Source organism: Neiella marina (genome assembly GCF_002165625.1).
Classification (GTDB): Bacteria; Pseudomonadota; Gammaproteobacteria; order Enterobacterales; family Neiellaceae; genus Neiella; species Neiella marina.
On the sequence record NZ_NGNS01000031.1, the window covers coordinates 1 to 14584 of the forward strand.

Here is a 14584-nt window from a genome sequence, read left to right on the forward strand (position 1 = left end):
TGATACTCCCCAAAAAGTAGTGTGGAGATCAGATCGAAGTTAACGGAAAAAGTTCAAAAAAATCCCCGCCAATTGCTTAGCGGGGATTTGTGTATAAGAGACAGGCCGATTGGCTGCCTTTTTCTTTGCCGCTGGTGTGCGCAAGTGACTTTTACAACAGCTAGGTTCGTTGATTGTTTCCTGCGTTATTTGTTTCGAAGCGTGTAGCGAAGCAACCCGAGCACATGGATTTTCATCGAGGCGGTGGCAAACATCGAGTTTGTGAGGAATGTTCTGATGCCGGCAGGAGGTGTTGGGGCGATCGACGCGACAATATGACCATCGAGGCAGATCTCAACCGAAAGACTCAAGCGCGTGGCGATTTGCTGTGCCGCTTCGATGGCGTCACGCCGAATACCCCGCTTCGGAACATAAGCCAAGGCCGAGGTCATGCTCCCTTGCGGTACCAAGTTCAGCATGATGACATCATTTGCTGCTGTTAACGTCCCGGTTACGGCACGGTTATCCTCGCCGGTGCTGTTGCCATTGAGGCTCAGGTGACCATCGAAGCTGAGCGGCGTAGCCGGTGACACAGCCATATTGGTTACCTCTAGCTACTCAGATATATCTCGAGCGCGAATCTTCAGCACACCGTTGATGGTCCAGTGCGCAGTTTCCGATCCTGCGCCAGCCGAGCTGGGTACACCGATCTGCATTTGCTCAAACTCATAGGTCAGCTCGGCGTTTCTTTCGTTTAGTTTTTCATAGAGCGCAATGGCCAGATCTGGCCAAGTTGTTGTATTTGCCATGTCGATTCTCCGTTGTGTATTCGAGGCAGTGGATGCTGCAACAACTAACGCTTGATGCGTGACAATGCATTGGTCACGCAAACTATGATGTTGCTTCATCAATTACGTCGACAGGGCGTGTTTGGATCGAGAGCCGGCTGTTGGCGCAACGGCGGTAACCGCCGTTATTTGCCAGTTCGTTGCATTTTTCTGCAATGAAAACTGGTAGCAGCCAACGACCGCACTCGCTCGGTTGCCTGAGATGCTCACTTCTTGCACCTCAATCGCTGGTGATGCCAGGTTGAGTCCCGGTAAAAAGTCGTCGAATTCGGTGACGAGTTCGGAGCGGCTAACTAACTCAACCTCATCGCCAAACCAATGGCTATAGTCGAGCTCCAAGCTGGGGGCCAACACTTGAGTGACATCCGCAGCTACTCCCAATCGCGCAATTTGCCCCATTTGCTCAAATACTGCGCGAATGGCGGCCTCTTCATTTTGGCTGTCAGCAGCGCTCACTGGCAGCGCCAGCAATAGCGAGGCGGCCAACATCATTGTCGCTAATAAACGGCCTATCATGGTGTTGCCTCCTCGTTGGCTTGCTTGTCGTTATCGTGCTGCTTATTGGCCACCAGCATGTAAAATACTGGGGTAAACAACAGTCCGAACACAGTCACACCTATCATCCCGGAAAACACTGCCACACCCATGGCCTGACGCATTTCTGCACCAGCACCCGAGGCCAACACCAAGGGAATGACACCGGCAGTAAAGGCAATGGAAGTCATCAAAATCGGTCGCAATCGCAAACGACAAGCTTGCAAAATAGCAGCCAGCGCGGTGCGGCCGGAATCATGTAATTCTTTGGCAAATTCGACCATCAGAATGGCGTTTTTACAGGCCAAAGCAACCAACACAATGAGCGCGATCTGGGTAAAGATATTGTTGTCACCGCCGACTAACCAAACGCCCGCTAACGCTGAGAAAATAGTCATTGGCACAATCAGAATAATCGCTAATGGCAAACGCAAGCTTTCATACTGTGCTGCCAACACCATGAATACCAATAACACCACCAGTGGGAAGATATACACCATGGTGTTACCCGCCAATATTTGCTGGTAGGTCACTTCGGTCCATTCGAACTTCATGTCATCGGGCAGTGTCGCTGCAAGCACTTGTTCGATTGCAGCTTGTGCTTGATCAGAACTGTAACCAACGGCAGGGCTGCCATTTAGCTCTGCACTCGGATAGCCGTTGTAATGCATCACCCGGTCGGGTCCTGTGGTTGGTGTGACTGCCAACACTGAACCCAGTGGTACCATTTGTCCGGCGGCATTGCGCACCTTTAGATTAAGTATTTGCTGTGGGTCGAGACGGTATTTGGCATCGGCTTGGGCATTGACCTGATAGGTGCGACCAAACATGTTGAAGTCATTGACATACAAAGAGCCGAGGTAGATTTGCAAGGCATCAAACACCTCAGACAGCGGAATACCTTGGATTAATGCTTGCTCGCGGTCGACTTGAATATCCATTTGCGGCACTTGAATACGAAAGGTCGAGTACAAACCCATTAACTCAGGACGTTTGGAGGCTTCGCCTATCACCGCATTGAGGCTGGCAAACAGCGCTTCAAAACCGGCATTGCCACGGTCTTCGATTTGCAGCTTAAAGCCACCGGTTGAACCTAAACCTTGAATCGGTGGCGGCGGAAAGATTGCGACAAAGGCTTCGTCAATCACTGCGAAACGTTGATTGAGCGCGGCAACGATTGCTCCGGCGGATAAGCTTGGCTCAGTACGCTGTTCAAATGCTTCGAGGGTGACGAAAACAATACCGCTGTTGGGGCTGTTGGTGAAACCGTTGACCGATAACCCTGGGAATGACACGGTTTGGGCAACGCCCGGTGTCGCCAGTGCAATCTGCTCCATCTCGCGGATCACGGCATCGGTGCGATCCAGACTTGAGGCATCAGGCAGCTGGGCAATCGCCACTAGGTATTGCTTGTCTTGCTGTGGAATAAAGCCGCCGGGTACGGCGTTGAATAACGACACTGTGCTGGTGACAAGGCCGAGGTAAACTACGCCAACGATGACGCTAAAGCGGATCAGCTTCTTCACCGTGCCTTCATAAGCATTGGCACCTTTATCAAACAGGCGGTTAAACGGATGAAACAACCAGCGCCCGAAGAGCTTGTTAAGAATCCGAGTTAAGGCGTCTGGTTTGGCATCATGGCCTTTCAGCAACAACGCCGACAATGCTGGCGATAGGGTCAGCGAGTTAAATGCAGAAATGACCGTCGAGATAGTGATGGTCAGGGCAAATTGCTTGTAAAACTGACCCGACAAACCGGTAATAAAAGCGGTGGGGATAAATACCGCACAGAGAACCAAGGCAATGGCGATAATCGGTCCTGTTACCTCGGTCATGGCGACTTTGGTTGCTTCCAGCGGGCTCAAGCCGTTATGAATGTTGCGCTCAACGTTTTCCACCACCACGATGGCATCATCGACCACAATCCCGATGGCTAGCACCAAACCGAACAAGGACAAGGTGTTGATGGAGACGCCCAACCATTGCATCACCGCAAAGGTACCAATCAAGGAAACCGGCACCGCAATCAGTGGAATGATTGAGGCGCGCCAAGTCTGTAAAAACAGCACCACCACAATGACCACCAGAGCAATCGCTTCGAGCAAGGTATGGATCACAGCATCAATTGAGCCGCGGACAAACACCGTTGGGTCATAAGCAATTTCATAGGCCATGCCTGCAGGAAAGGCTTTCGCCAGTTCGGCCATGGTTTCTCGCACCTGATCGGACAACTCAATGGCGTTTGAACCTGGGCGTTGGAAAATCGGCATGGCGACCGCAGGCTTGCCATTTAGCAATGCTCTTAAGGCGTAAGTATTCTGGCCTAATTCCACCCGTGCGACGTCTTTCAGTCGGGTTAAAGCGCCATTCTCTCCGACCCGAATCACGACGTTTTCAAACTCTTCAATGCTCTCGAGTCGACCTTTGACATTGAGCAAAATCTGGAATTGATTCTCCAGTGGCGTCGGTTGAGCACCTAGCGAACCAGCAGCGACTTGCTGGTTTTGCACACGTAAGGCGCTGACCACATCATTGGCGGTCAGTTGGCGGGCGGCAAGGGCATCAGGATCGAGCCAAATACGCATGGAGTATTCACCACCACCAAACAACTGGACATCACCAACACCACCGAGGCGAGCAATTTGGTCTTTGATATAGAGGTTGGTGTAGTTCGACAGGTAGCTGATCTCACGAGACTCATCAGGCGAGTACATGTGAACCACCATGGTCAAATCTGGTGACGCTTTCTCTGCCACCACGCCCAAGCGCTGCACTAGCTCTGGTAGGCGTGGCAGGGCACTGCTAACGCGATTTTGAACTTGGACCTGAGCTTTGTCCAAATCAGTGCCCAGGGCGAATGTGACCGTTAGGGTCATGCGACCATCGCTGGTGGCCTGAGAAAACATGTAAAGCATGTTTTCGGTGCCATTGATTTCCTGCTCCAGCGGCGTGGCAACCGTTTCGGCAATGACCTTTGGATTGGCACCCGGATAGTTAGCAGTGATAACAACCGTGGGGGGTACCACTTCGGGGTATTCACTGACCGGCAACTGGAATAACGAAATACTACCGCCAATGAGGATCACCAGCGACAGCATGGACGGGAAGATTGGCCGTTGAATGAAAAAGTGAGAAAAGTTCATAGCAACCTCTTATCGCTTGGCGATCAGTGGTGTTGGCTCAGCACTATCACTGGTGATGGTGAGCTCCAGCGATGACAAATCCAGCTGCACTGGGCGTGGTTCTATTGGCATGCCAGGGCCGACTTTGGCAGGGCCATTGACGGCAATGACATCGGTTGGTTTCAATCCTTGGGTGATCACCCGATATTCGCCATAACGCTCGCCAGTGGTGACCAAGCGATACTCCAAGGTGTTCTCTGCACTGACGGTAAGCACAAAGCGATTTTTCAAGTCAGTACCGATGGCCCGATCTGGAATCAAAATTTGCTGATGGGCAGCGCTGGCGGCAACGCGGATCCGGGCAAACGAACCGGCGCGCAGTTTGCCTTGCTGTGGCGCGAAGGTGGCTCGGACACGCAAGGTTCCTGTATGGGTATCAATGGCATTGTCGATAAAGTCGATTCTGCCAACATGGGAAAATCGATCACTGCCTGTTAATTGCAGTACCGCGGGTAACTCCGAAGTTGTAGTGACATCACTAAAGCTTTTGTTCCAAGTACGCTCATCGACATCGAAGTAGGCGTACATTTCGTGGTTCGAAACGATACTGGTGAGGATGCTTTGATTGGCATTGACGTTGTTGCCTTTGGTGATTTCTGCGCGCGACACCACGCCGGAAATTGGCGCAGTAATTTGAGTGAATTCAAGATCCAGTTCAGCGGCACGTAGCTGTGCTTGAAACGCTTGCAGCTCGGCTTGACGTTGACGTGCGGCAGAGCTGCGCGATTCGGCTTGTTCAGCTGAAATGGCGTTGTTCTGGCGCAGTCGCTGAGCACGACGGTTCTCATTATTGGCTTGCTCTAACGCGGCGACAGCGCTCTTTACCTGAGCTTTGAGGCGAGCAACCTCTGCTTCGAATGGGCGCGCATCGAGCTTGAACAACAAGTCACCTTCTTTTACGACTTGTCCTTCAACAAATTCAATCGATTTAATAACACCAGAAACTCGCGGCATTAGATCAACTTCTTGCGGTGCTTCAAGTCGAGTGGTGTAGGTATACCAAGCTTGCACCGCTTGCTCGGCTACAGTGGCAACGTCGATTGGTGTTGCTGGTGGTGTAATCGGTGTAGTGGCTTCGTCACTGCAGCCAACTAAGGTGATGATGGTTGCAGCGAGAACAAATGCAGATAGTTGGCGTTTCATTGTTATTGACCCCTCGAATTTGGAGATGTGATCTTAGTTAGGGGTTGGGTGGCAAAAAAGCATACATATGTAAATACAATGATGCCAAAATGGCACCAATTGGTTTCCAAGTTTATAATCACTGCCAAATGATTGATAAAAATCAGCCTGTTGAGAGGAATTGTTGATGGATATGACCAGCCGACTGTTGTTGTTTCTTGAGGTGACAGAACGCGGATCATTCGCTCGCGCGGCTGAATTTCGTGGCATCGACCGTTCAGTCGTGTCGAAACAGCTTGGCAAGCTGGAATCCGAGCTGGGCGTGCGCTTGCTTAATCGCTCGACTCGTTCGTTTTCGCTCACCGCCGCTGGCGTGGAAATGGTGCGCAAAGCAGAAGAGCTAAGAGCATTGCTTGGTGATACTGTTCGAGTGGCGGAAAATTTCCATTCAGAGCCCAAAGGATTGTTGAAAATAACCAGCACGGCGTCATTGGCGCAGCAGGTTATCCAACCTGTGATCAATGAATTTCAGCAGCAGTACCCGCAGGTTGAAGTGGAGTTGACCCTAGACGATCGCTTGCTCGATATTGTCAGTGAGGGGTTTGATTTGGCATTTCGCGTTGGTGAACCACGCGATTCATCATTGATTGCGCGTTATTTGGCGCGAAATCGATTGATTATGCTGGCATCCCCCGAATTCATCGAACGTTATGGTAATCCCACAACCATAGAGCAACTGGCTGAATTGCCTGGCGCGGGCTATTCCGGTGATGGCTTTCGGGCCGATGTGATCAAGTACGCCGATGACTTCAACTTGCCAAATCAAGTTCAAATGCGTTGTAACTATTACTCCAACGATATTGAAATGCTTCGCCTTAAAGCGTTGTCTGGCACGGCTTATTACATGGCGCCGGCGTTCCAAATTCGCTCTGATGTGTTGCAAGGGCGTCTGGTTCCTATCATGACGGACTTAAAGCTGCTTGATTTTGCCGGCGTTTACGCGGTGTATCCGCACCGCGACCTGCCGGTTAGAACGCGGTTGTTCTTTGAAGCAATCAAAACCTACATCGGCGAAGAGGCGCCGATTTGGGAGCACAATATCCCCGGTTTTGACGATATGTATGGCAATAAGTCACGCGCCGAGTGGCAGCATTTGAAGTGGTAGTTTGGCGGCTTTAAGTTTCAGCGTTGCGGTTTTCCAGAACGATACCTAGCTCGTTGCGCTTGCGTTGACTTAATCCCAGCGCAACGAGTCGATACGATTCACTGAGGTAGTACTTCAAATCCTCATCTAAATGGCCTGTGGTATCGGTTTGTTGAATCCATTTCATGCCGCGCGTGGCGAAGTAGGGCGCAGGAATGTAGCCCTCGCATTGGCTCAGAAATTCATAGTTCAGTGGCGAAGATTTGAAGGTAAATGCGGGCTGATCATTTTTTTTGCTCCAACCGCCAATGGCAAACACTTTGCCACCCACTTTCCATACGTGCGAGTTACCCCATTGCACGACATGAGTGGTGGCCTTGAGCCCACCACAAAACTGGTTGAATTGCTCATAATCCATGGTTGCTATCCATATTCCATATCAATGACGAAGTTTAGCTTACGACTAGTTTAACAATCATTTCTGCCAACTCAGTCCACCATTGAGGTTCAAGTACTTGACAGCTTGACAGTCACCGGTAAAAGTGAAAACGTTTTCATCTTATTTATGAATTGGGCGGATTATGAATATGCTGAGTAACAAATGGCTGGCGGCATTGGTGAGCGTTGTCTTATGTGCTGCGCTTCCTCTGGCGGCTGAAACAAATAAGAAGGACAAGGAGCGGGAGCCGGGCGACCATGCTCATTCGGTTGAAGGTTCAGGTTGGTGGAATATTCCCTATCCAGAAAGTTTTGATGTGAAATTGCTGCCGAAGCCACAAGACCATATTCGTATTGATGGCAACCAATTTGTCGACCAGCAAGGCCAGCCATTTTTCTTTCGCGGTTTGAATATTGCTGATCCCGATAAACTGGTTCGTGACGGCCAATGGAGCCAAGCGTTATTTAAAGAAATCGCCGATTGGGGAGCCAATACCATTCGCATTCCGGTGCACCCCATTGCGTGGCGCCAAAAGGGTAAGCAATGGTACTTTGATCGACTTGATGAAGCGGTTATATGGGCCAATAGCTATGACATCTACCTGATTCTTGATTGGCATTCGATTGGCAACGTTGAAGATGGTTTTTTCCAGCATCCGATGTATCAAACCTCCTTGGTCGAAACGCGTAACTTCTGGGCCGACATGGCACTGCGCTACCGTGATGTGCCAACCATGGCTGTGTATGAGTTATTTAACGAGCCAACAGTCAACTATATGGGCGTTGCCAACGGACTTGGCGATATCGAGTGGGACGACTGGCTAGCGTTTCTGGAAAGTAACATCGACCTGATTCGTGCTTATGATGACAAAGTGATCCCTTTGGTTGCAGGGTTTAACTGGGCCTATGATTTAAGGCCCTTTGCCAAAGCACCGGTACGCCGGCCCAATGTTGCATATGCCGCCCATCCTTACCCGATGAAGGCGCAGCCCAAACAGCGCACTAAAGCAAACATGTTCAAAGCATGGGAGCAGGTGTGGGGCTTTATGGCTGACGACTATCCGATCATTGCCACTGAGATCGGCTGGGTGCAAGCCGATGGCTACGGTGCTCACGTGCCGGTGATTGATGATGGTTCATACGGCCCTATGTTTACCGAATATGCCAATAACAAAGGCTTGTCATGGTGTGTGTGGGTGTTTGACCCGGACTGGGGGCCAACCATGATTCACGATTGGCAGTTTACCCCGACAGAGCAAGGCGCATTTTTTAAGCAGGTCATGCAACAGCAGTAGCCTAGTTTTGGCTGTCGACTTGATATGGCTGCATTTTGGCGGCCATCTTTGGCTTAAAATGCAGTTATATGCTTGTGATCCAGTGCTTTGATTATCAAAGATAAAATGGACATCTATTGGTTATAGATTATGCTCAATGTAATCGATTTTGAGTCCACTCATTGGCCCCTGTTTGAGTTTGCCGGGGCGACGTCTTTTTGTCTTGGTAAAGCAACTGGTTATGAAGCACTCTGTGTTATTGAAAGTTTTTGCCGCCGCTATCGGCATTTGTTCGTTGCTGGCCACAAGCGTTATCGACGCCGTTGCTGATGATAACGTCATCGCCGCCCCTGAAACGGTGATGGACCTTGAAGACGTTGAGTTAGATGTTCAGCAAATAGATAAAATGTCAATTGAACTCAAATATTTAGATGAGGTTTTGACCTCTTCGGTATTGAGTTACACCTTCTCCGGTGAGGACAAATGGCTTGCTCGCTATCAGCAGTATGAGCCCGCCCTCGAAGCCTTGCTAAACAAATTACTCGCCAATCCACTCGATGAGCATGCTCAACTCATTCAATCGATTGAAACAGCCAATCGTCAGCTGGTAGCGATGGAAAACGATACGATTGAAAAAGTCCAACGGGGGCAACGTCAGCAGGCAATGGGAGTGTTGAATAGTGATGAATATCGCCACTTCAAAGCGCTGTATATGGAGAACTTGCTGGCCTACATCAGTCTGATTCAAGAGCGCGTTGCGGAGCAAGCCAAAAGCGAGCAGTTGATTGAGGAGTCCGAAGCGATAGCGCTTACCAGCGCGGAGCAGGAGTGGATTGCCAATAACGTCGTCAATGTTGCCATTGATTACTGGCCACCGATTATTTACGTCGAAAATGGCGAGGTAAAAGGTCTTGCTGGAACTTTGTTAAACCAAATCATCAAGCATACTGGCTTGCAAGTGAACTTGGTACAAGGGGAGTGGAATGAGCTGATTGATGGTTTTAAAAGCGGCGATATCGACCTCATTACGGACATCTACTACAGTGAGGAACGCACCGAGTATGGCACTTTTTCTAGCCCATATTTTGTCAATCGAGAGCTGTTTTTTGTCCGAGATGATCGTGGCGACTTGGTGACCAAGGGCGATTTGGTCAATGCCAAAGTAGCAGTGCCGAAAGGGTACATCACCAAAGATAAATTACTCGCCGCCATGCCCGGTTTGACTATAGTCGAAACCCTTCATATTGAAGAGTCGATTAACTTTGTTCTTGATGGCACTGTTGATGCTCTGGTTGAGTCCGAGATCATCATTGAAGATCGATTAGCAGAGCGCAATGTCACCTCCCTGAGGAAGATTAACGAAGATGTTATTAAGCCTTCGTTACTGCACTTCTTCTCCACCAAGCGTCACCCTGAGCTACATCAAATCATTCAAAAGGGTCTCGATAGCATTTCTGCCGAGGAGTTGGTTGCAACCAACAATCAGTGGATCAAATCGAATCGAGCGTCGAAATTAACCGGGAGTGACGACAGCTTTATTGAGGCTCTGAACCAGAACCTTATTTGGTTGTTTGCGGCGGTCATCATAACCTTGCTGGTAATCGGTGTTGTCATCAATCAACTGACATTGAGGATGGATGAGAAAGAGCTGGCCAGCCGTTTTGCGTCTGCCAAGTTCAAATACATCGTGCTTGGTGGTTTGGCAGGATTTTCACTGTTATTGCTTGTCCTTGCTGTTGGTTTCGTCCATAGCGTCAAGAACAAAACGGTGGTAACGACCGAATACAACCTCAATACCTTGTTGAACTCCACTCACTCGTTGTTGAGCTCATGGGTTGAATATGAGGTAACTTCGTTGAAATCGATTGGTCGAAGCGCCGAGCTTATTGCCATGGTCGAACAACTGAAAGCGCTACCCCGTGATAAAGAGTCACTTACTGGCTCGCCAGTACAGCAGCAGATTAGAAGGTTTTTCGCCGATCGCGAGAGTAAAGGTGGCTCGCTCGGGTTTTTCGTTATCTCGCCTGATGACTGGATCAGTCTCGCGTCGCGACGCGATACCAACATAGGTACAGTAAATTTCATTCGTGAGAGAAAGCCTGAGTTGCTCGATCGAGTGATGAATGGCCAAGGGGTGTTTATTCCACCGATTCGCTCTGATGTTCTGCTTGAGGGGGAAAACAACAGCAAAGGCAACCCGCCTACTATGTTTTTTGCGGTGCCGATTAGTAAAAACGGTAAGGTCATCGCGATTCTGACTAAACGCATCAGGCCAAGTGCAGGCTTTTCAAATGTGTTGTCAGCAGGATTTATCGGCAAGAGTGGTGAAACCTATGCCATCGACAAAGATGGCTTGTTGATATCCAATATTCGCTTTGCTCAGGATGCCCGAAACATTGGCCTAATCGAGCCATCAGAAGAACCGTTGCTCAACGTTCGAATCACTGATCCGGGCGTTAATTTGCTAAACAATGAGACCTCAACGGTGCCAAAAGAGCAGTGGCCGTTGACACTAATGGCTGAAAAGGCCACCCGGTTTATTGCTGGCACCGACTTAGATGGTTATCGCGACTATCGCGGCGTTCCCGTAGTTGGCAGTTGGGTGTGGGACAGCGAACTATCGCTTGGCATCGCTGCCGAAATGGACGTTGATGAAGCCTATGGTCAATATGTCACTTTCCAATTCACTATCTACGGTATGTTGTCGATCTCGTTACTGCTGATATTTGGTAGTAGCTTATTTACCCTCGGACTGGGTAAGAGAGCCAATCTGGCACTCACCCGCTCTCAAGTTGAATTGGAAAGTTTAATTGAGTCACGCACGACCGAGTTGCGCCATACCATGCGTCGTACGCGAGCTATTATCGATAACGCTTCGGATGCCATTATTGTCACCAATAATGAAGGTGTTATTGAAGAGTTTAGTCCCGCCGCCGAAACCATCTTCGGCTACAGTGCTGATGAAATTATCGGCCAACCATTGGCTAAGTTGATGGCTGAGCCGTTTCACCTTTACCCTGGTTTGAGCCATCAGGTCGGCGAGGGCAAAGTTAGCGGTGTCACTAAAGAAACCAGCGCAATTCGAAAAAGCGGCGAACAATTTTCGATTGAGGTTGCCGTCGGTGAATCTCAAATTGATGGTGAGCTCGCATTTACTGGGATGATCCGCGATATCACCCGCCGCAAAGATGCCGAAGCTGCGTTAAAAGCGGCTAAACACAGTGCGGAAGAAGCAACCAAAGCAAAAAGCGACTTTCTGGCTAATATGAGTCACGAAATTCGTACGCCAATGAATGCCATTATTGGCATGAGCTATCTGGTGTTACAAACTCAGCTAAGTCGCAAACAAGAAGACTACGTCAGCAAGATCCATAACTCGGCTAATTCGCTGCTGGGTATCATTAACGACATCTTAGACTTCTCTAAAATTGAGGCCGGCAAACTCGATCTGGAATCCATTCCCTTTAACCTCAATGAAACCGTCAGCCAAATTGTCGAAGTTGTTTCTATTCGGAGCAAGCAAAAAGGGCTCGAGTTGCTGATTGATTTCGCCGCCGATATTCCGACCCAACTGGTGGGTGATCCGCTAAGGCTGAGCCAGATTCTAATCAACCTAGCCAATAATGCGATTAAGTTCACTGAGCAGGGGGAGGTGATTATTGCGGCTGAGTTAGTCGCTCCAGCAGATGGATCTGGCGAATCGAAGACTGTGTCTTTGCGCTTTAGCGTCAAGGATAGCGGCATTGGCATGACGCTTGAGCAGCAGGCTAAGCTGTTTCAAAGCTTCACCCAAGCAGATGCCTCAACCACACGTAACTACGGCGGCACAGGTTTGGGCCTGACAATCTGTAAATCGTTAGTTGAAATGATGGGCGGTGAGATAAGCGTTGACAGTGAGGCGGGCGTGGGTAGTACTTTTGCCTTCACTGCCCAGTTCGGTTTGGGCGAGGCGGCGCAAGAGGTCTCATCATTTGCTCACATCGACATTAACCACCTGCGCTTATTGGTTGTCGATGATAGCCCGGCGGCATTGGAAATCCTCGAGAACTTGAGTAGTAACTTGGGTATCGACACCCGAGTGGCTGCCAATGGCCGAGATGCATTGCGCCTATTGGAAGCTGCTGATGGCGAGCAGCTGCCGTTTGATTTGGCCATCATTGATTGGAAAATGCCCTTGATGGACGGTGTCGAACTTGCACAAATTATCCAATCAGCGGCTCAGCTTGAGCACTTGCCAAAAATCATTATGGCGACAGCCTATGATCGCGATGAGATGCAACAACGCTCTCAGCACCTTGACGTTGCCGCCTATCTCATGAAGCCTGTGACAGCATCGTCTTTACATGACTGCATCATGCAGGCGATGGGTGGCGCAGCACCTCAGGCCCAGCGTAGGGGGATTACCCTAGATAAGGACTTGGCTCGCGGTATTGTCGGCGCCCACGTATTACTGGTCGAGGACAATGAGCTCAATCAGCAAATTGCGGTGGAATTGCTCGAGATGTCGGGGCTGCGCGTTAGTGTTGCCGAGAATGGCCAGATCGGTGTCGATATGGTGTTGGCAAATGACTATCAGGCGGTATTGATGGATGTGCAAATGCCTGTGCTCGATGGCTATGGTGCAACTAAGCTCATTCGTCAGAACCAACAGTACAAGTCATTGCCGATCATCGCCATGACAGCTAATGCGATGACCACAGATATCGACAAATGTCTCGCTGCTGGCATGGATGACCACCTTGCCAAACCGATTGATCCCCACGAAGTCATCCGTACGCTAGCGAAGTGGATTCAGCCAGACTTTACCCCAGACCTCGATGCCGTCCAGAACGTTAAGGATGTAGCGTCGGAGCCCCATGAAAGCGAACCGGTTTTACCTCATTTGCCGGGCTTTAATACTGGCCCTGCGTTGGCTCGTTGCGGCGGTAAGGTGGCGAGCTACTTACGTCTTTTGCAGCGCTTCACTGAATCTCAATCTAATGCGGTGAGTGATGTCCAGCGTGAAGTCGACGATGGCGATTTCAATAGCGCTGAACGAATTGCACATACGCTGAAAGGCCTCGCTGGTAATATCGGTGCCGATGATTTAATGACTAGTGCGCAAAGTTTGGAGCATTATCTTAATCAAACCATCGCTAATGGTAACGATTATGACGCTGACCAACTCGATGAGCTAATGAAGGCGACAGATGTGGCATTACAAATTGCTTGTGCTGCGATTGCCACAGCATTGGATAGTGTTCAACAAGGTGATGGTCGCTCAAGCAACCAAGCTGTTGCAATTACCAAAGACGAATTGCTCAACAAGCTCAAGCAACTTAAAGCTGCCATTGATGACTTTGATGCTGAGTCGGTTGATATGTTGGATGAGCTAATGACAATGGCCATGGATGATTCGATTCTGAGTTCACTTAAAAAGGTAGAGGCGTCATTGGCTCAGTATGACTTCGATGAAGCGGGAGAGGCTCTTGGGGCCCTTCTCAGCTCTGGTGACATAGCCTAGCTGGCATAATGTTTCACGTGAAACACAGTTCAATTGGCGAGGCGTTTGATGTAAACCGAAGGAACCTCATTGCTTTGATCAAAGTAGAAGCCGTAGGTGCCCGTTTGTTTTGGGTTGAAACGAAAGTAGGCGCCATTTGAGTTGCAGTTCGCCTTTACTGAAGGACCGTCACTTTCAATGATTTCGTCAGCTTTAGTGAGGTATCCGCAATTGAAGTCTGGCGACCAGCCGGCGTCGGCAAACTTAAAGTCATAGTATTCGCCATCTGCAACCAATCGAGCTTGTGCTTGGTAAACGTTAGCACCGACCTTCTTCACTTTGTACTGTTCTTCGGCATCCCACCAAGTAAACACCGCTCTGAGGTAAAGCAAGTTTTCCATTGCCGGCTTTGGTGGCGGTTCATCAATCACTTCAACTTTTGGCGCCGTGCTCTGGCAGCCAACAAGGGCCAAAACACCGATAGTGAAAAGCAAGCGGGTGTTTATTATCGCAGCAGGTTTGGTGCGGGCATGCATAGCAATTCTTCTGCCTCAGGGTAAACCGTGGCTATAAGGCTAGTC

Annotated in this window: 10 protein-coding genes; 3 read left to right on the forward strand and 7 right to left on the reverse strand. The window is 49.7% G+C overall.

Going from position 1 to position 14584, the window contains the following annotated elements; all coding sequences use genetic code 11:
* Positions 1-185: 185 nt before the first annotated feature.
* The 5 genes from CBE68_RS17420 to CBE68_RS17440 form a co-directional block, all read right to left on the reverse strand.
* Entirely contained in the window at positions 186-578 is a 393-nt protein-coding gene (locus CBE68_RS17420; RefSeq protein ID WP_087507481.1) for a hypothetical protein, read from the reverse strand.
* Positions 579-593: 15 nt separating this feature from the next.
* Positions 594-788 carry a hypothetical protein gene (locus CBE68_RS17425; protein ID WP_087507507.1) on the reverse strand — a complete coding sequence of 65 codons (195 nt, stop codon included), beginning with the start codon at positions 786-788 and terminating at the stop codon, positions 594-596.
* A 102-nt stretch (positions 789-890) separates the two neighbouring features.
* A complete protein-coding gene (locus CBE68_RS17430) occupies positions 891-1343 on the reverse strand; it encodes a hypothetical protein (protein ID WP_143824615.1) in 453 nt (150 codons plus the stop codon).
* Positions 1340-4504: an efflux RND transporter permease subunit gene (locus tag CBE68_RS17435; protein ID WP_087507483.1), complete on the reverse strand. Its 3165-nt coding sequence runs from the start codon at positions 4502-4504 to the stop codon at positions 1340-1342. Before CBE68_RS17435 ends, CBE68_RS17430 begins: the two co-directional genes overlap by 4 nt.
* Before the next feature lie 9 nt (positions 4505-4513).
* Positions 4514-5686, reverse strand: coding sequence for an efflux RND transporter periplasmic adaptor subunit (locus CBE68_RS17440; RefSeq protein WP_087507484.1), 1173 nt, complete (start codon positions 5684-5686; stop codon positions 4514-4516).
* A 166-nt stretch (positions 5687-5852) separates the two neighbouring features.
* On the opposite strand from CBE68_RS17440, the gene CBE68_RS17445 reads away from it, so the two are divergent.
* On the forward strand, positions 5853-6830 hold the full coding sequence (locus tag CBE68_RS17445; protein ID WP_087507485.1) for a LysR family transcriptional regulator: 978 nt from the start codon (positions 5853-5855) through the stop codon (positions 6828-6830).
* 10 nt (positions 6831-6840) lie between these two features.
* On the opposite strand, the gene CBE68_RS17450 is transcribed toward CBE68_RS17445, so the two are convergent.
* Positions 6841-7227 carry an MmcQ/YjbR family DNA-binding protein gene (locus CBE68_RS17450; protein ID WP_087507486.1) on the reverse strand — a complete coding sequence of 129 codons (387 nt, stop codon included), beginning with the start codon at positions 7225-7227 and terminating at the stop codon, positions 6841-6843.
* A 169-nt stretch (positions 7228-7396) separates the two neighbouring features.
* Here CBE68_RS17450 and CBE68_RS17455 point away from each other — a divergent pair, with 169 nt between their 5' ends.
* Together CBE68_RS17455 and CBE68_RS17460 are read left to right on the forward strand one after the other, a co-directional pair.
* Entirely contained in the window at positions 7397-8542 is a 1146-nt protein-coding gene (locus tag CBE68_RS17455) for a glycoside hydrolase family 5 protein (protein WP_158100660.1), read from the forward strand.
* 220 nt (positions 8543-8762) lie between these two features.
* A complete protein-coding gene (locus tag CBE68_RS17460) occupies positions 8763-14024 on the forward strand; it encodes a response regulator (RefSeq protein ID WP_087507488.1) in 5262 nt (1753 codons plus the stop codon).
* 29 nt (positions 14025-14053) lie between these two features.
* Here CBE68_RS17460 and CBE68_RS17465 read toward each other — a convergent pair whose 3' ends face one another.
* Positions 14054-14539, reverse strand: coding sequence for a hypothetical protein (locus tag CBE68_RS17465; RefSeq protein WP_087507489.1), 486 nt, complete (start codon positions 14537-14539; stop codon positions 14054-14056).
* Positions 14540-14584: the final 45 nt, after the last annotated feature.